15 protein-coding genes are annotated in these 17164 nt (G+C 58.7%); 5 read left to right on the top strand and 10 right to left on the bottom strand.

All coding sequences use genetic code 11. The annotated features are described in order from the left end of the window. Positions 1-72: 72 nt before the first annotated feature. Positions 73-2247, bottom strand: a complete 2175-nt coding sequence (locus tag C5687_RS07350) for a YgiQ family radical SAM protein (RefSeq protein ID WP_045285898.1) — start codon at positions 2245-2247, stop codon at positions 73-75. A 199-nt stretch (positions 2248-2446) separates the two neighbouring features. On the opposite strand from C5687_RS07350, the gene C5687_RS07345 reads away from it, so the two are divergent. Continuing rightward, positions 2447-3922, top strand: coding sequence for a TrkH family potassium uptake protein (locus C5687_RS07345; protein WP_104556663.1), 1476 nt, complete (start codon positions 2447-2449; stop codon positions 3920-3922). A gap of 31 nt (positions 3923-3953) precedes the next feature. On the opposite strand, the gene ftsP is transcribed toward C5687_RS07345, so the two are convergent. From ftsP to C5687_RS07325, 4 genes are all read right to left on the bottom strand, one after another. Then, positions 3954-5366 (bottom strand): cell division protein FtsP, encoded by a 1413-nt coding sequence (ftsP, locus tag C5687_RS07340; protein ID WP_104556662.1) that lies wholly within the window; start codon positions 5364-5366, stop codon positions 3954-3956. 58 nt (positions 5367-5424) lie between these two features. Further along, positions 5425-6162, bottom strand: coding sequence for a 1-acylglycerol-3-phosphate O-acyltransferase (gene plsC, locus C5687_RS07335; protein WP_025758488.1), 738 nt, complete (start codon positions 6160-6162; stop codon positions 5425-5427). A 163-nt stretch (positions 6163-6325) separates the two neighbouring features. Continuing rightward, positions 6326-8584, bottom strand: coding sequence for a DNA topoisomerase IV subunit A (parC, locus tag C5687_RS07330; RefSeq protein WP_104556661.1), 2259 nt, complete (start codon positions 8582-8584; stop codon positions 6326-6328). Between the two features lie 118 nt (positions 8585-8702). Continuing rightward, positions 8703-9104 (bottom strand): YgiW/YdeI family stress tolerance OB fold protein, encoded by a 402-nt coding sequence (locus C5687_RS07325; protein WP_025758490.1) that lies wholly within the window; start codon positions 9102-9104, stop codon positions 8703-8705. A 138-nt stretch (positions 9105-9242) separates the two neighbouring features. On the opposite strand from C5687_RS07325, the gene qseB reads away from it, so the two are divergent. From qseB to C5687_RS07305, 4 genes are all read left to right on the top strand, one after another. After that, positions 9243-9902, top strand: a complete 660-nt coding sequence (gene qseB / locus C5687_RS07320; RefSeq protein ID WP_045285903.1) for a quorum sensing response regulator transcription factor QseB — start codon at positions 9243-9245, stop codon at positions 9900-9902. Then, complete coding sequence (qseC, locus tag C5687_RS07315; RefSeq protein WP_104556660.1) at positions 9899-11248, top strand: quorum sensing histidine kinase QseC; 1350 nt, start codon at positions 9899-9901, stop codon at positions 11246-11248. The genes qseB and qseC overlap by 4 nt, the downstream gene beginning before the upstream one ends. Before the next feature lie 105 nt (positions 11249-11353). Then, on the top strand, positions 11354-11935 hold the full coding sequence (locus C5687_RS07310) for an NAD(P)H-dependent oxidoreductase (protein WP_008502985.1): 582 nt from the start codon (positions 11354-11356) through the stop codon (positions 11933-11935). A gap of 31 nt (positions 11936-11966) precedes the next feature. Then, positions 11967-12281, top strand: a complete 315-nt coding sequence (locus C5687_RS07305; protein ID WP_025758496.1) for a putative quinol monooxygenase — start codon at positions 11967-11969, stop codon at positions 12279-12281. Positions 12282-12377: 96 nt separating this feature from the next. Here C5687_RS07305 and C5687_RS07300 read toward each other — a convergent pair whose 3' ends face one another. From C5687_RS07300 to C5687_RS07280, 5 genes are read right to left on the bottom strand one after another with little or no spacing between them, the layout of a single operon-like run. Further along, complete coding sequence (locus C5687_RS07300) at positions 12378-13265, bottom strand: MurR/RpiR family transcriptional regulator (RefSeq protein ID WP_047959473.1); 888 nt, start codon at positions 13263-13265, stop codon at positions 12378-12380. Beyond that, positions 13262-14212, bottom strand: a complete 951-nt coding sequence (locus C5687_RS07295; RefSeq protein ID WP_104556659.1) for an iron-siderophore ABC transporter substrate-binding protein — start codon at positions 14210-14212, stop codon at positions 13262-13264. The genes C5687_RS07300 and C5687_RS07295 overlap by 4 nt, the downstream gene beginning before the upstream one ends. A gap of 9 nt (positions 14213-14221) precedes the next feature. Continuing rightward, entirely contained in the window at positions 14222-15262 is a 1041-nt protein-coding gene (locus tag C5687_RS07290; RefSeq protein ID WP_104556658.1) for a FecCD family ABC transporter permease, read from the bottom strand. After that, on the bottom strand, positions 15259-16242 hold the full coding sequence (locus C5687_RS07285; protein ID WP_104556657.1) for a FecCD family ABC transporter permease: 984 nt from the start codon (positions 16240-16242) through the stop codon (positions 15259-15261). The genes C5687_RS07290 and C5687_RS07285 overlap by 4 nt, the downstream gene beginning before the upstream one ends. Beyond that, positions 16239-17048, bottom strand: a complete 810-nt coding sequence (locus C5687_RS07280; RefSeq protein WP_094918816.1) for an ABC transporter ATP-binding protein — start codon at positions 17046-17048, stop codon at positions 16239-16241. The genes C5687_RS07285 and C5687_RS07280 overlap by 4 nt, the downstream gene beginning before the upstream one ends. Between the last annotated feature and the right edge of the window lie 116 nt (positions 17049-17164).

Here is a 17164-nt window from a genome sequence, read left to right as displayed (position 1 = left end):
GGCGTCTGCGCCTTACCCGGCCTACGCGCTGAACTGTAGGCCCGGTAAGCGCAGCGCCACCGGGCAATATGTCTAGCCGCTCTTACGTTTTACGTTTTTCTTCGTTCCCGCCCCACCGTTCGAACGCTGATGCACAATCGGCGTGTGCTTGGTCAGCGCCGGGCGCGTATTGCGGTTCTGGCGACGCGCTTCGCGCATCTCCTCAAGCGTAGGCGCCGGCACCAGGCAGTCGCGGCGCGAGCCGATCAGGTGCTTTTTGCCCATCTCTTCCAGCGCCTGACGGATCAGCGGCCAGTTTTTCGGATCGTGATAACGCAGCAGCGCTTTGTGCAGACGACGCTGTTTATCCCCTTTCGGCACCACCACCTCTTCACTCTTATAGCCAATCTTACTCAGCGGGTTTTTGCCGGTGTAATACATGGTCGTCGAGTTGGCGAGCGGTGAAGGATAGAAGTTCTGCACCTGATCCAGACGGAAGCGACGCTGCTTCAGCCACAGCGCCAGGTTCACCATATCCTCATCACGCGTGCCAGGGTGCGCCGAGATGAAATATGGGATCAGATACTGCTCTTTGCCCGCCTGCTTCGAGTAGGTGTCGAACAGCTCTTTAAAGCGGTCGTAGCTGCCCATGCCCGGCTTCATCATCTTCGACAGCGGGCCTTCTTCGGTGTGCTCCGGCGCAATCTTCAGATAGCCACCCACGTGGTGCGTCGCCAGCTCTTTGATGTAGCGCGGATCTTCCACAGCGATATCGTAACGTACCCCGGAAGCGATCAGGATCTTCTTGATGCCTTTCAGATCACGCGCGCGGCGGTAGAGGTTGATCGTCGGCTCGTGGTTGGTGTCCATGTGCTGACAGATATCCGGATAGACGCACGACAGGCGGCGGCAGGTCTGCTCCGCGCGCGGCGACTTACAGCGCAGCATATACATGTTGGCGGTTGGGCCGCCAAGGTCGGAAATCACGCCGGTAAAGCCCGGTACGGTGTCGCGAATGGCTTCGATCTCATTGATGATCGAATCTTCAGAGCGGCTCTGAATAATACGTCCTTCGTGCTCGGTAATGGAGCAGAAGGAGCAGCCCCCGAAGCAGCCGCGCATGATGTTGATTGAGAAGCGGATCATCTCATACGCCGGGATACGGGCGTTGCCGTACGCCGGGTGCGGCACGCGCTTGTAAGGCAGCGCGAAGACGCTGTCCATCTCTTCCGTGGAGAGCGGGATCGCCGGCGGGTTGATCCAGATAAAGCGCTCGCCGTGCTTCTGCATCAGGGCGCGGGCACAACCCGGGTTGGTTTCATGGTGCAGAATACGGGACGCGTGCGCGTAGAGCACCTTGTCGGCTTTCACCTTCTCGTAGGACGGCAGCAGCACATAGGTTTTTTCCCACGGTTTCGGGCGCGGCGGCTGAACGACGATCGCCTTTGCCTCCGCCTTCTTTGGCTCTACCGGCTTGTTATCGGCACACGGCAGATCTTCACCATATGGGTGGGGGATCGGGTCGATTTTGCCCGGCATATCGATGATGCGGGAATCCACCCCGCTCCAGCCTGGCAGCGCCTCTTTCACCATGATCGCGGTATTGCGCACGTCGCGGATGCTGCTCACCGGCTCGCCCTGCGACAGACGGTGCGCCACTTCCACCAGCGGACGCTCACCGTTACCGTAAATCAGCATGTCGGCTTTGGAATCCACCAGCACCGAACGGCGCACGGTATCTGACCAGTAGTCGTAGTGCGCGGTGCGGCGCAGGCTCGCCTCGATGCCGCCCAGGATCACCGGCACGTCTTTCCAGGCTTCTTTGCAGCGCTGGGTATAGACCAGCGTGGCACGGTCAGGACGTTTACCCGCTACGTTATCCGGGGTGTAGGCATCGTCATGACGCAGCTTACGGTCGGCGGTATAGCGGTTAATCATCGAGTCCATGTTGCCTGCGGTCACGCCGAAGAACAGGTTGGGTTTACCCAGACGCATAAAGTCGTCTTTGCTGTTCCAGTCAGGCTGGGAGATGATCCCCACGCGGAAGCCCTGCGCTTCAAGCATACGGCCGCAGATGGCCATGCCGAAGCTCGGGTGGTCAACGTAGGCATCGCCCGTGACCAGAATGATATCGCAGCTGTCCCAGCCCAGTTGGTCCATCTCTTCCCGGGACATCGGCAGGAACGGCGCCGGTCCAAAGCAGGCCGCCCAGTACTGGGGCCAGGAGAAGAGGTCACGATCCGGCTGGATCAGGGAAATTGCGCTCATAATGCTTCCGAAGAAAAAATAGACAAAAGGAGCCGGATTATACGCTGTTCATCCGCCAGATTTGAAGAAAAGGATGCAGCAAGCAGGCAGATATTCGCAGAAGTCGTTAAAATACGCCGCCCTGATAATTTTGAATCATAATATTCACTATATTTTCCGGTGATTTGCCCCGGAATACGTGTTTGCGCGGAGCTCACCTGTGAAGCCCAACGATTCGTTACATGTCTCCCAACTGCGGGTGGTCCTTCACCTCTGTGGTTTTCTGGTGCTGCTGTACAGCCTCTCCATGCTGCCGCCGATGGTGATCGCTCTGCTGAACAAAGAGCGAACCTACTTTGCGTTTTTGACCACCTTTTTGACCTTTTTCAGCCTCGGTGGGATGGCCTGGCGGGCCACCCGTCACGCCGGTATACAGCTGCGTACCCGCGACGGTTTTGTCATTATCGTCCTGTTCTGGCTGCTGTTCTCATTCATTAGCGCCATGCCGTTATGGATGGATGACGGCCTGCAGCTCTCCTTTGCTGACGCGCTCTTTGAAGGGGTTTCCGGGATCACCACCACGGGCGCCACGGTCATCGGGGACGTTAGCGCCCTGCCTAAGTCCTACCTTTATTACCGCGCACAGCTCAATTTCATAGGCGGGTTAGGCGTTATTGTGCTGGCCGTCGCGGTTCTGCCGCTGCTGGGCATCGGTGGCATGAAGCTGTACCAGTCAGAAATGCCGGGGCCGTTTAAAGAGGAACGCCTGACGCCCCGGCTCGCCGATACCGCACGCACGCTGTGGGTAACGTACTTAGCGCTGGGGGTGGCCTGTACCCTGGCCTACTGGCTGGCGGGAATGTCCTTTTTTGACGCAGTCTGTCACGGGCTTTCAACCGTATCGTTGGGGGGATTTTCAACCCGCAGCGAAAGCATCGGTTTTTATGACAGCCACGCGATTGAGCTGGTCGCCGGTGCGTTTTCCTTGCTCTCCGCCTTCAACTTCACGCTCTGGTATGTTGCTATTGCCAGACGCACGCTTAAGCCGATTCGTCGCAGCCCGGAGGTCAAATTCTTTCTGAGCAGCGCTGGGGTGATTATTCTTATCACCGCCTGGCAAGTCTGGCACGCCGGGATGTATGGCGCCACGGATAGCCTGGTGCACGCCTTCTTCCTTGCCAGTTCGATGATGACCGATAACGGCCTTTCAACAGCGGATTATGCCCACTGGCCTGCGCACACCATTTTCCTGCTATTGAGCGCCAGCTTTTTTGGCGGCTGCGTAGGCTCGACCTGCGGCGGGATCAAGGCCCTGCGTTTTCTGATTATGTTCAAACAGAGCATTCAGGAGATGAATCAGCTGGCGCATCCGCGGGCGCTGCTGAGCATCAAGGTTGGCAACAGCGTAGTGAATGAGCGCGTCCTGAGATCGGTATGGAGCTTCTTCTTTCTCTACGTGATGATTACGGGCTTTTTCGTCTGGGCACTCAATCTCATGGGCTACGACCTGTTTACGTCATTCGCGACGGTTGCCGCCTGTATCAACAACATGGGGTTGGGCTTTGGCGAAACAGCCTCAACCTTTGGGACGTTAACAGAAGGGGCTAAGCTGTTGATGTGCGCGGCGATGATCTTAGGACGTCTGGAAATTTATCCGGTGCTGATTCTGTTTTCGCGCTTTTTCTGGCGGGCTTAAAACATTCCCGGCGAACCGGGAATGTCAGAGGTTATGGCGCAGGATTGATCAGCATTTGCCCCACGGAGCCCCTGTCCATCATCTCCAGCGTCTGGCTGTGGAACAGGAACGGGAAGTGCGGCCACGAAGGCTGACCATAGTAGACGAGCAGTTCAACCTGACCATCCACCCAGACGGTATCTTTCCAGCCGCGGTCTTCCGGGAACGGCATCGCACCGTTCACGTTGCGGATCAGGAATGACACGCCTTCAATATGGAACGACTGCGGCATGTCCGAGCGAACAATCCAGCGCTCCCAGGTGCCCTGCTGCGCGGTAATGTCGATACGGTTGACGTCCCACAGCGCGCCGTTGATGCCCGGATCGTCGCCCAGGCTGATATCCCGGCTGCGCACCGGCGAACCGCTCATGATCTCCTGCGGCAGCAGGCGCATGGGCAGGCTGTCGGTCACCAGCGGCAGCAGGCCGGTTGGGCGCAGGGTCAGCACCAGGGTGGAAACCAGAATACTCGACGGCTCAAAGAACCCGCGAATACGGTCCACAATGCTCGCCGCTTCGCCGCAGGTGACAGAAACTTCATCCCCGTTGGTCATATCAATGAGGATTTCGCGGCGCTCACCCGGCGAGAGGGCCAGCTGTTTAACGGACACCGGTGCCGGTAAAAAGCCCTGATCGCCGGAGATGACGTGCAGCGGACGGCCATCGCTCATCTGGAGCTGATAGCGGCGCGAGTTAGAAGCGTTGAGCAGACGCAGGCGTACCCAGCCGCGCGAGACTTCTACGTAAGGGCTTTGTGCGCCGTTGACCAGCAGCGTATCGCCCACAAAGCCACCGCTGCCCGGCTCGCTGTATTCCGGCGTACCGAAGTTATCCAGACGTTTGTCCTGGATAATAATCGGGAAGTCGTCCACACCGTAGTGGTTCGGGATCGGCAGAGATTTACTGACCTCATCTTCCACCAGCCACATACCGGCCAGGCCGTTATAGACCTGCTGCGCCGTACGGTTAGGGGTGTTGGCGTGGTACCACAGGGTGGCCGCGCTCTGACGGATCGGCAGCACCGGCGCCCAGTCGGCGTTAGGCGACATCATGCGCGCCGCGCCGCCAATCAACGGACCCGGAACCTGTAAACCGCTGATGGTCATGGCGACATTTTCAGACGTACGGTTGCTGTAGATGAGCTTAACGTCATCGCCATTCCAAACGCGGATGGTCGGCCCAAGGTAACGTCCGTTAATGCCCCAGACCGGCGCGCGGGTTCCCTGGGTAAAGGACCAGTGGCTGCGCTGCAGCGTCAGGAAAAGCGGCTGACCGCGACGGGATTCAATCAACGGCGGAATGGGCAGCGGCGGCTGCTGCCCGGCGGCGCTGGCTGTCAGCGGCATCGCACCCGCACAAAGGGCGATCCCCGAAGCCTGAATAAACTGACGCCGACTGAGTGACATATAAGCTCCATCTGAAACGACTAACAACGCGGGAATTCGTTTTCCCTTCAACGCCGGGTTAAATCTTACCGGCGGCTTCTCTCTCTGCGACTTCTTTGTCGAGCAGCGCAATATGCTGAGCCATCAGCTCGCGGCAGTGTGCTGCCAGCTCGCGCACCTGATCTTTACCGTATTTGCTGGTATCAACGGGTGGCAACATCTCGACAATCACCAGCCCGTTATTCAGGCGGTTAAGATTAATCTTATTAGAAGTATTGGAAACGCACACAGGAATAATTGGAACACCTGCCGCAATTGCGGCATGAAACGCCCCGGTTTTAAACGGCAGCAGGCCACGGCCGCGGCTGCGCGTTCCTTCCGGGAACATCCAGATTGAGATTTTGCGCTTTTTAAAATGGTTCACCACTTCCGCAATGGTGCTGTGCGCTTTTGCACGGTTATTACGGTCGATCAGCAGGTTGCCGGTAAGCCAGTACAGCTGACCGAAAAACGGGATCCACAGCAGGCTTTTTTTCCCCACCGTCACGGTCGGCGGAAGGACAATATTGGAGGCCGTCACCATATCGTAGTTGTTCTGATGGTTAGCGATATAGATGGCGTTACCGAAATTCTCCGCCCCTTCAGGCAGACGTTTTTCAACCTTCAGACCGAACAGTGGCGCCAGACGACCGAACATATGACCAAAAGTGGCAACATGCTTCGGATTACGCGGGCTGAACAGGCAATAAACAGAGCCGAAAACACAGACCAGAATGCAGTAGATAACGGTAAGAATGAGACGAACAATGTATAGCATAGCGACCTCTGAAGCCCTGACAGCTGACAATTATACTTCACCTGTGGCCAGGTAAGGACTTTATTACGAGCGCGTATTGTTAATCGCAACGCACGAATTAACAACGATTTTACGGGAAATTTTATTGAAATTCCCCCTCCGGACAGAGGGGGATATCACGACATCACTCTTCGCTGTCACCCGCGGAGCTGCGTGCAGGAGAGTCAATCTCCACGCGGTCGATACGCTGCAGGCCGCGCATCAGCGAGCCGCGGCGACCGCGCTCACCCACCACTTTCTGCAGCTCTTCCGGACGAAGTTTGATTTTACGCTTGCCGACATGGATGGTCAGCGTGCTCTGCGGCGGCAGAAGGAAGAGGTGCGCCAGGCCATCTGCGCCTTTCGCGGCTTCCGCCGACGGGATGTTGATGATCTTGTTGCCCTTGCCTTTTGACAGCTCCGGCAGATCGCTGACCGGGAACATCAGCATTCGTCCGGCGGTGGTGATCGCCAGCAGCATATCGCTTTCGTTTTCGATCACCAGCGGCGGCATCACGTGAGCGTTGTCCGGCAGGCTAATCAGCGCCTTACCGGCACGGTTACGCGAGACCAGATCGTTAAAGGTACAGATAAAGCCGTAACCCGCATCAGAGGCCAGCAGCAGTTTCTGGTCATCGGCTTCCATCAGCATATGGTCAACCGTCGCCCCCGGCGGCAGCGTCAGCTTACCGGTCAGCGGTTCGCCCTGCCCGCGCGCGGATGGCAGCGTAATCGGGTCGATGGCGTAGCTGCGACCGGTGGAGTCGATAAACGCCACCGGCTGGTTGCTCTTACCTTTCACCGCCGCTTTGAAGCTGTCGCCCGCCTTGTAGCTGAGCCCCGGCGCGTCGATATCGTGCCCCTTGGCGCTGCGCACCCAGCCGCTCTGCGACAGGACAATGGTCACCGGCTCGGACGGCTGCATGTCGTGCTCGTTCATCGCCTTCGCTTCTTCGCGCTCGTGCAGCGGAGAACGGCGGTCGTCACCAAACGCGTCGGCATCGGCCTGCAGCTCTTTTTTCAGCAGGGTATTCATCTTGCGTTCGGACGCGAGGATCGCCTGCAGCTGATCGCGCTCTTTTTCCAGCTCGTTCTGCTCACCGCGGATCTTCATCTCTTCCAGTCTGGCGAGATGGCGCAGCTTCAGTTCGAGGATCGCTTCGGCCTGGGTTTCGCTGATGCCAAAACGCGACATCAGGGCAGGTTTCGGTTCGTCCTCGGTACGGATGATCTCAATCACCTCGTCGATATTGAGGAACGCCACCAGCAAACCTTCGAGGATATGCAGGCGTTTAAGCACTTTCTCCAGACGATGGTTCAGACGACGGCGAACCGTATCGCGGCGGAACGTCAGCCATTCGGTGAGGATCTCCAGCAGGTTTTTCACCGCCGGGCGTCCGTCGAGGCCAATCATGTTCAGGTTGATGCGGTAGCTTTTTTCCAGATCGGTGGTGGCAAACAGGTGGTTCATCACCTGCTCCATGTCCACACGGTTAGAGCGCGGCACAATCACCAGACGGGTCGGGTTTTCGTGGTCGGACTCGTCGCGCAGATCATCCACCATCGGCAGCTTTTTGTTGCGCATCTGGGCGGCGATCTGCTCCAGCACTTTAGCACCGGAGACCTGATGCGGCAGCGCGGTGATCACCACGGCGCCGTCCTCTTTGGTCCACACCGCGCGCATGCGCACGGAGCCGCGACCGTTCTGGTAAATTTTACGGATTTCCGCGCGTGAGGTGATGATCTCGGCTTCGGTCGGGAAGTCCGGCCCCTGCACGATATCCAGCAGCTCATCCAGCGAGGTTTTCGGTTGCTCAATCAGGGTGATGGCGGCATTCGCCACTTCACGCAGGTTGTGCGGCGGAATGTCCGTCGCCATACCAACGGCGATACCGGTGGTCCCGTTCAGCAGGATGTTCGGCAGACGCGCAGGCAGCATCTTCGGCTCCTGCAGCGTGCCGTCGAAGTTTGGCACCCAGTCAACGGTACCCTGCCCCAGCTCGCCCAGCAGCACTTCGGCATATTTAGACAGACGGGATTCGGTATAACGCATCGCCGCGAAGGATTTCGGATCGTCCGGCGCCCCCCAGTTCCCCTGACCATCCACCAGCGGATAGCGGTACGAGAACGGCTGGGCCATCAGCACCATTGCTTCATAACAGGCGCTGTCACCGTGCGGATGGTATTTACCCAGCACGTCACCGACGGTACGGGCGGATTTCTTGAACTTGGCGGTAGCATTCAGCCCCAGTTCGGACATCGCATACACGATGCGGCGCTGTACGGGCTTCAGGCCATCCCCGATAAACGGCAACGCCCTGTCCATGATGACGTACATGGAGTAGTTCAGGTAGGCGTTTTCCGTGAATTCATGTAGCGCGAGGCGCTCTGCCATATCGCTCATTACGTGTGATTCCTCAACTCAGAAACCGATGGGTTTCAGGCAATATTGCCGCAGATACTACCCTATCTGACGAGTTGAGTCACAAAGAAAAAGGGCCGCTCAGGCGGCCCTTTCCGGGTTATTTGTTCAGCTTAATGATCTGCTTCACGTCGATTTCAAAATCGTTCCACTCTTTATCGACCTTGCCCTGGATTTCAACTTTATCCTGCGGGGTGACGGTCACGCCGTTCCAGCGCTTGTGGTCAATCTCCACGTTTACCGTGCCGGTCTCATCGCGGAAGGTGTAGCGGTCGTCGGACAGACGCTGGGTAATGTTCCCGCGCAGCTTCACCCAGCTGTCATCTTTCATCTCTTTAACCTTCACCGCGGTGGTGAGGTTCGCGTCATTATCAACAAACCCGCCTGTCTGCGCGTGAGTTTGAGTTTGCGTGGCTGACGGGCCGTTAAATCCGCCCTGGGCAGCAAAAACAGGGGCAGTGGTCATCATCATGATGGCAGCAATCGCAGCGAATTTTTTCATATTAACTCTCCCTTTAATCTGGTTTCGCAAACCATTTAACAGGGTAATCCTTAACAACTTCTTAAGGGGAAAATTTATTTATTTTTACTGTACAGCAGGCGGATTCAGAGGGTTTACTGACGGCATCAAGGAGGGAATATGCGCATTTTACTGGTAGAAGACGACAAGCTCATTGGCGACGGCATCAAAACGGGCTTAAGCAAAATGGGCTTTAGCGTGGACTGGTTTACCGATGGAAAAACCGGCCAGGCCGCACTCTACTCTGCACCTTACGATGCCGTGGTGCTGGACCTGACGCTGCCGGAAATCGACGGTCTTCAGATCCTGCGCGCATGGCGAGAAAGCGGCCGCAGCGAACCGGTATTGATCCTGACCGCGCGGGATGCGCTTAACCAGCGCGTCGAAGGGTTGCGCCTGGGCGCGGATGATTATCTCTGTAAGCCGTTCGCGCTGATCGAGGTGGGTGCCCGCCTCGAAGCGCTGGTCCGCCGCAGCCACGGCCAGACGCGCAGCGAGCTGCGCCACGGTAAGGTCACTCTCGACCCGACAAGCCTCGTCGCCACGCTGGAGGGGGAAACGCTGACGCTCAAGCCCAAAGAGTTCGCCCTGCTGGAATTGCTGATGCGCAATGCAGGCCGCGTGCTGCCGCGCAAAGCGATCGAAGAGAAGCTCTACACCTGGGACGACGACGTCTCCAGCAATGCGGTGGAAGTCCATGTCCACCATCTGCGCCGCAAGCTTGGCAGCGAATTTATCCGCACCGTGCACGGCATCGGCTATACCCTGGGTGACGCATGAAACTGACGCAACGCCTGAGCCTGAAGCTGCGCCTGACGCTCCTCTTTTTAGCGCTCTCCCTGACAGCATGGTTTGCCGCCAGTCTGGTGGCCTGGCAGCAGACGACCCACAAGCTGGATAAGCTGTTTGATACCCAGCAGATGCTGTTCGCCAAACGGCTGCTGACGATGGATCTGGACGAGATCCGTGCCCCTGAGCGCATGCGCGAGATCCCGAAAAAAGTGAAACATGGTCGTCTGGATGACGACGCGCTGGCTTTCGCCATTTATGCCGTCGACGGCAAAATGATCCTCAACGACGGCGAAAACGGGCGCGATATCCCGTATCACTATCGTCGCGACGGGTTTGCTAACGGAAGGCTTAAAGACGATAACGATGAATGGCGTTTCTTATGGTTAACGTCACCCGACGGGAAATACCGCGTGGTGATCGGCCAGGAGTGGGAGTACCGTCAGGAGATGGCGCTGGACGTGGTCAGTTCACAGCTCACGCCCTGGCTGGTGGCGCTGCCGGTGATGCTGCTGTTGCTGATTGTCCTCCTGAGCCGGGAACTGAAGCCGCTGAAAAAGCTGGCGCAGACCCTGCGCGTCCGCTCCCCGGATGCCACCGATACTCTGCCGACGCAGGGTGTCCCTGCGGAAGTGCGCCCCCTGCTTGACGCGCTGAATCATCTCTTCGCACGTACCCAGGAGATGATGACCCGCGAGCGTCGTTTTACCTCCGATGCCGCTCACGAGCTGCGCAGCCCACTGGCGGCCCTGAAAGTGCAAACTGACGTGGCGCAACTCTCTCTGGATGACCCGCAGGCGCAGGAAAAAGCGCTTTCGCAGCTTCATGCGGGGATCGACCGCGCCTCCCGGCTGGTGGATCAGCTTCTTACGCTCTCGCGTCTGGATTCGCTGGACAATCTGGAAGATGTCGAACCCATCACGATGGCCGATTTACTGCAGTCAGCGGTGCTGGATATCTGGCATCCGGCTCACCAGGCGGGCACGGATATTCGCCTGAACATTCATGCCCCGGAGGTGACACGCACGGGTCAGCCACTGCTGATGAGCCTGCTGGTACGTAACCTGCTGGATAACGCGATTCGCTACAGCCCGCGCGGCAGCGTGGTGGACGTGACGCTGGACGCCCGGAGCTTCACCGTGCGCGACAACGGCCCGGGGATTTCCCCCGAGGCGCTGGCGCGTATCGGCGAGCGGTTTTATCGCCCGCCCGGCCAGGATGCGACGGGCAGCGGGCTGGGGTTATCCATTGTGAAACGTATTGCTGCGCTACATGGACTGCGTGTCTCGCTGAACAATGCGCCGGAAGGGGGCCTGGAAGTCAGGGTCAGCTGGTAAGGGATTATTGCGTTTAATGCAAAAGACTTTGCACATTTTGCTCATTTTACCGTCCCGCCCTCGCGCGTAGAATACTCGCCATACTCTCATCGACGAGGACAAATAATGAGCAACATTCTGATTATCAACGGCGCGAAAGAGTTCGCGCACTCGAAAGGCCAGCTGAATGACACCCTGACCGAGGTCGCGGACGGTTTCCTGCGCGACGCCGGGCATGATGTTAAGGTCGTGCGCGCGGACAGCGATTACGATGTGAAAGCCGAAGTGCAGAACTTCCTGTGGGCTGACGTGGTGATCTGGCAGATGCCTGGCTGGTGGATGGGTGCGCCGTGGACCGTGAAAAAATACATGGACGATGTCTTCACTGAAGGTCACGGCTCGCTGTATGCCAGCGACGGCCGCACCCGCTCAGATGCGTCTAAAAAATACGGTTCCGGCGGCCTGATTCAGGGCAAAAAATATATGCTGTCGCTCACCTGGAACGCCCCGCTGGAAGCTTTTACAGAGAAAGATCAGTTCTTCGAAGGGGTGGGCGTTGACGGCGCGTACCTGCCGTTCCACAAGGCTAACCAGTTCCTGGGCATGGATCCGCTGCCGACCTTTATCGTCAACGACGTGATTAAAATGCCTGATGTCCCGCGCTATATCGCAGAATATCGCAAGCATCTCGCGGAAATTTTTGCTTAACTGGTAACCTGGAATTAAAGGAGTAGTCACAATGCTTACCGTTATTGCAGAAATCCGTACTCGTCCAGGTCAACATCACCGCCAGGCGGTGCTGGATCAGTTCGCGAAAATTATCCCGACCGTACTGAAAGAAGAAGGCTGCCACGGCTACGCGCCGATGGTGGATGCCGCCACTCACGCCAGCTTCCAGGCGACCGCACCGGACTCGATCATCATGGTTGAGCAGTGGGAAACCGTCGCGCACCTTGAAGCGCATCTGCAGACCGCGCACATGAAAGCGTGGAGTGATGCCGTGAAAGGTGACGTGCTGGAAACCCACATCCGCATTCTGGAGCAAGGGGTTTAAATTTGTGGAATTTGCCGGGTGGCACTGCGTTTACCCGGCCTACAAAACCTGAACCGTAGGCCCGGTTAGCGCCAGCGCCACCGGGCTTTGTTGTTTTTAGCTGCTTTTCTTCCCCGGTTTTAACCCACGGTGTAGCTCGTTAATGCGCTTCATGGACCTGATGGTTCGCTGCGGCTCGGTGGCGGCGACGGATAAAATGAGCATCTCCAGACACAGCAGCACCGTGCCATGGAGCGGAATTTTACCCTTTTCACCGCCGCGCGGGACGTGGATCACTACGCTTGCCTCTTTACTGAAACGTGAATCCAGCGCGTTGGTCAGCAAAATGGTGGGGATGCCCAGACGTTTCGCTTCACGCAGCGTAGTTTGCCCTTCCCGGTGCGCGGATTTCTGCGCCATCATCACCAGCACGTCGCCGCGCTGAAGCGCTATCAGCTGTTCAGCAAGGCCTATTCCGGTGCGATTAAGCGGCGTGGCGGGCAGCCCCATCCGGCTGAACAACCTGGCGGTGTACTCGGCCAGAATGCCGGAGGCGCCAATCCCAAACAGGGCGACCTGCCTCGCCTGTGCCAGCAGTGAGACCGCCTGGGCCATCGCGTATCGGTTGTGCGGTTGCGACAACACCTCGCAGGTGTGCTGGTGCCCTTCCAGCACAAAATCGATACTCGCATTCACGTCGCTGGTGAGCGTATTGACCGTAGACGAGATTTTTTCGCTCGAGGTCACCACCGGACCAAACCACTGCTCCAGGGTCTGCTTGAGATCGCGCAGTCCGGCAAAGCCCAGCGCCTGGATCGCGCGGACCACCGTGGCGTCTGACGTTTTAAGCTGCGTGGCGATCTCCATTGCCGTCTGTTCCATCACCGCTTCGCGATTGTCATGAATATAGCGGGCGACCTGCAGCAGACGCGGTGTCAGCTGATGCGCCCGCGCGCGAAAACGTTCGCCATAAACATCCACGCGACCTTTCTCTTTGCGGATCACCGTAATGCCTCCGGCAGCGGACGCCCGGCAATCTGCGACTGCACCTGCGCGGCCATCAGCCCTAACGAGGCGAACGAATTCGAGATGGCCTCCTCGCGCGAGATCAGCACGTAGTGTCCGGTCCGGCAGGCATTCAGGAACTGGCACCAGCCCGGCATCACGGCATCCATTGCCGCCAGCTCATCCTGGGGTTTTCCGCCGGTGTCCCCGCGCCAGGTAGCAAAGACAAAATCGGCATCCAGCTCCGGCAGGCGCTCGGCGCTGACGTCAATGCGCCCTCCGTCCGGAATGCTCTCAATCAACGGCGGGAATGTGAATCCTGCGTCGCGCAGCACGCGTCCAAGCGAGTGGTAGCTGTGCATGGCGTTAATTTTCCCCTGGTTGGCCTGAATGACCGACACGGTGATATGGCGGGTGTCGAGGGTTGCCTTCAGCGCTTTGATTTGTTCCTGATAACGGCGCTCCAGGATTTTCAGCCGCGCCTGCGTACCGGTAAGCTGCGCCAGCTTGCGGTAGATTTCCGGCGCACCGCCGTCGAGGTGATCGATACTCACCGTCGGGGCAATTTTCGCAAGCTGTTCCACTGGGGTATTACGGGTCGGCTCGGTAATGATCAGGTCAGGTTTGGCGGCGGCAATGGCTTCAATGTCGATATCGGCCGTGCCGATAAATTTGATGTCGGAGTTATCGAAATCGACACCCGTTAACATGCCGCTGGAGCGCAGAAAGTGGCTACCGTCCGGGCGCGTGCGGCCATGGCTTGCGACCGGTGGCACGCCAAGCTCAATCAGCGGAATGGTGATATCCAGGTCATGCAGCGAGACGATCCGCTTTGGGTGAAGCGGCACAACAGCCTTACGTCCCAAATCGTCGGTAAATGTTTGAGTCGGCTCCGCCGCACTCACTGCAAACCCCACCAGCAACAGCATCGAAAAAAATACGCGCATTATCGTCCTCTAAAATCTGTCCCGGCGCTGCCAGAGCAGCAGCAGGAAAAAAGGTCCGCCAATTAATGAAATGACAATGCCTGCCGGCAGCTGCAGCGGGAGGAATGCCAGCCGTCCAATGTTATCCGCCAGCAGCACCAGCAGCGCTCCCAGCACGGCACTACCCGTCAGGAGCGCGGTTTGACCACCGCGCAGCAGCAGGCGTGCCATGTGCGGGGCAATCAGCCCCACGAAGCCAATACTGCCCACGCAGGAGACGCAGGCCGCCGTCAGCACCACCGGGGCGAGAACCCGCACCAGCGCCAGCCGGGTGGTGCGCACGCCAAGGCCCGCTGCGGCCTGATCGCCGAGCAGCGCCACGTCCGCGGCCCGGGCGGTAAAGAGCAGCAGCGCAAACGCGGGGGCAGCCCAGAGCGCGGCCAGCCCCACCAGCGTCCAGTTTGCCGCATGCAGGCTTCCCGCCAGCCACAGCATCGCCGTCTGCACGTCGCGCACGTCAGCGGTGGTGATAAAAACCCCCATTGCCGCGGCAAAGGCCCACGACACGCCAATACCGATCAGGATAAATCGCGGGCGCGAGATATCCCGCGCCAGGGCTATCACCAGCAGCGCGGTGAGCAGCCCACCGGCCATCCCGACCAGCGGACGCCAGGCCAGGCTTAGCGCCGGGAACTGAAAAATCAGCAGCAGTACCGCTGCGCTACAGCCCTCTTTCACGCCGATCAGTCCCGGATCGGCCAGGCCATTGCGGGTGATGGACTGCATGGCTGCCCCTGCCATACCGAGCATTGCGCCGCACAGGATCGCCATCAGCAGACGCGGCAGGCGGATGTCCATCACGATGTAGCGCGTCTCTGTCGTCAGACTTTCAGGCAAAAACAGCGCGCGTCCGATGGCGGAGCTGGGAATGGGCAGGGAACCGTGCGTCAGGCCAAAACCGGCCAGCAGGCAGGCGGCCAGCGCCAGGATGGCAAGACACGCCAGCGCCTTTGGACGAACCAGCGCTGAGAAGGTGCCAACGCGCAACGCACGCAGTCCGGCGCGGTTCATTTAAACATCCTCGACGCCATGAAGATAAAGACCGGGGCGCCCACCAGGGCGGTCATGATGCCGGTTGCCAGCTCCCAGGGCGTAAACAGCGTCCGGGCCGCAAGATCCGCCAGCAGCAGAACCAGCGCGCCGCACAGCGCAGACAGCGGCACCATCACCCGCAGATCGACCGACACCAGACGGCGAATAAGCTGCGGCACCACAAGGCCAATAAAGCCAATCGGCCCGGCAATGGAGACGGCCGCGCCGCAGAGCAGCGCGATAGCCAGCAGAGCGAGCAGACGGGTTTTCAGCAGCGATACGCCGAGCCCCTGCGCCATGTTGTCGCCAAGCGCCAGCATATTGAGCGAAGGCGACAGCGCAAGAGCGAGAACAAAACCGGCGGTGGCGGCCCACAGGGCGCTCTGCAGCGTCTGTGCGTTAACCCCGGCGACATCACCCGCCAGCCAGGTGCGCAGGGAGAGCAGCGTCTGTTCGTCCAGAATCAGCACGGCGGCGGTCACTGACGAGGCAAAGGCCGACATCGCGACGCCGCACAGGGTGACTTTCATCGGCGTGAGTCCGGTCCGCCCGGAAGAGGAGAACACCAGTACCAGCAAAAACAGCGTGGCGGCACCGGCAGCGGCAATAAGCGGCTGCCCCACTGGCAGGGTCAGGCCCAGCGCGCTCGTCAGCACCACCGCCAGCGCCGCCCCGGCATTGAGCCCCAGAATATGCGGCTCAGCCAGCGGGTTGCGGATGACCGACTGTAATAATACCCCCGCCACGCCCAGCGCCGCGCCAACGATCGTGGCCGCCATCAGGCGTAACAGGCGCAGCCTGATGATGATGTTATGGTCGAAATTGTGCGGGTCGAAAGCGAAAAAGGCCTGGGCCACTGTCCAGGGCGGAATAACGCGCGCGCCAGTTCCCAGATGGGCAATCGCGCCCGCCGTCAGCAGTAACGCAAAAAGGATAAACGCCAGAGAGGTGCGGATCATTTTTCAGCGACCTGGCGAAACGGCATAAAGAACGGTTTGCCGGTCAACGGGTTGATGGACATATGCACGTCGACATCGAACACCGCTTTAATAAGCTCTGGCGTACAGACGTCCCCCTCATGCAATACCCCCTCCACCTTTCCCTGGCGTAAAAAGACCAGCGTATCGCCATAGTTCACGGCGAAGTTAAGGTCGTGCAATACCACCAGCACGGTACGCCCGTGCTCACGCGTCAGCGTATGCAGCAGTTCGAGGATCTCCACCTGGTAGCGAAGATCGAGAAAGGTGGTGGGTTCATCCAGCAGGATATACGGCGTTTGCTGCGCCAGCGCCATCGCGATCCAGCAGCGCTGTCGCTGACCGCCGGACAGGCTTTCTACCGGCATATGGGCAAACGCTGCCGTGCCGGTCAGGTGCAGGGCCTCTTCCACCGCCAGTTCGTCCTCTTCGCTCCACTGGCGCATAACGTTTTGCCAGGGATAACGCCCGCGCGAGACCAGTTCAAAAACGGTTAACCCTTCCGGCAACAGCGGGGACTGCGGCAGAATGCCAAGCTGACGGGCGACCGCTTTGGTCGGCTGCTCATGAATGGCTTTGCCGTCCAGCAGCGCAGTCCCCCCAAGTGGCCGCAGCAGCCGCGCGATAGTGCTCAACAGCGTGGATTTCCCGCAGCCGTTCGCTCCTACCAGCACCGTCATTTTCTGCTGAGGGATCGCAAGGGAGAGCCCATCAATGATGATTTTTTTCTGATACCCCGCAGAGAGGTTCTTCAGAACCAGTCCCGGTTTGTTTGTGTTGTGAGCCACGTGAACGCCAACGTAATGAAAAGCCAATAAATAAAAATAAAACTCATTCTCTTTTGAGAGTTTGACGCTGCGCCCTGTAGTAGTCAAGCGAAGAAACACCCTGTAAAAACCAGGGG

The sequence above is a fragment of the Enterobacter sichuanensis genome, assembly GCF_002939185.1.
In the GTDB taxonomy this organism is placed as follows: Bacteria; Pseudomonadota; Gammaproteobacteria; order Enterobacterales; family Enterobacteriaceae; genus Enterobacter; species Enterobacter sichuanensis.
This window is presented reverse-complemented; position numbering and strand designations above follow the sequence as displayed.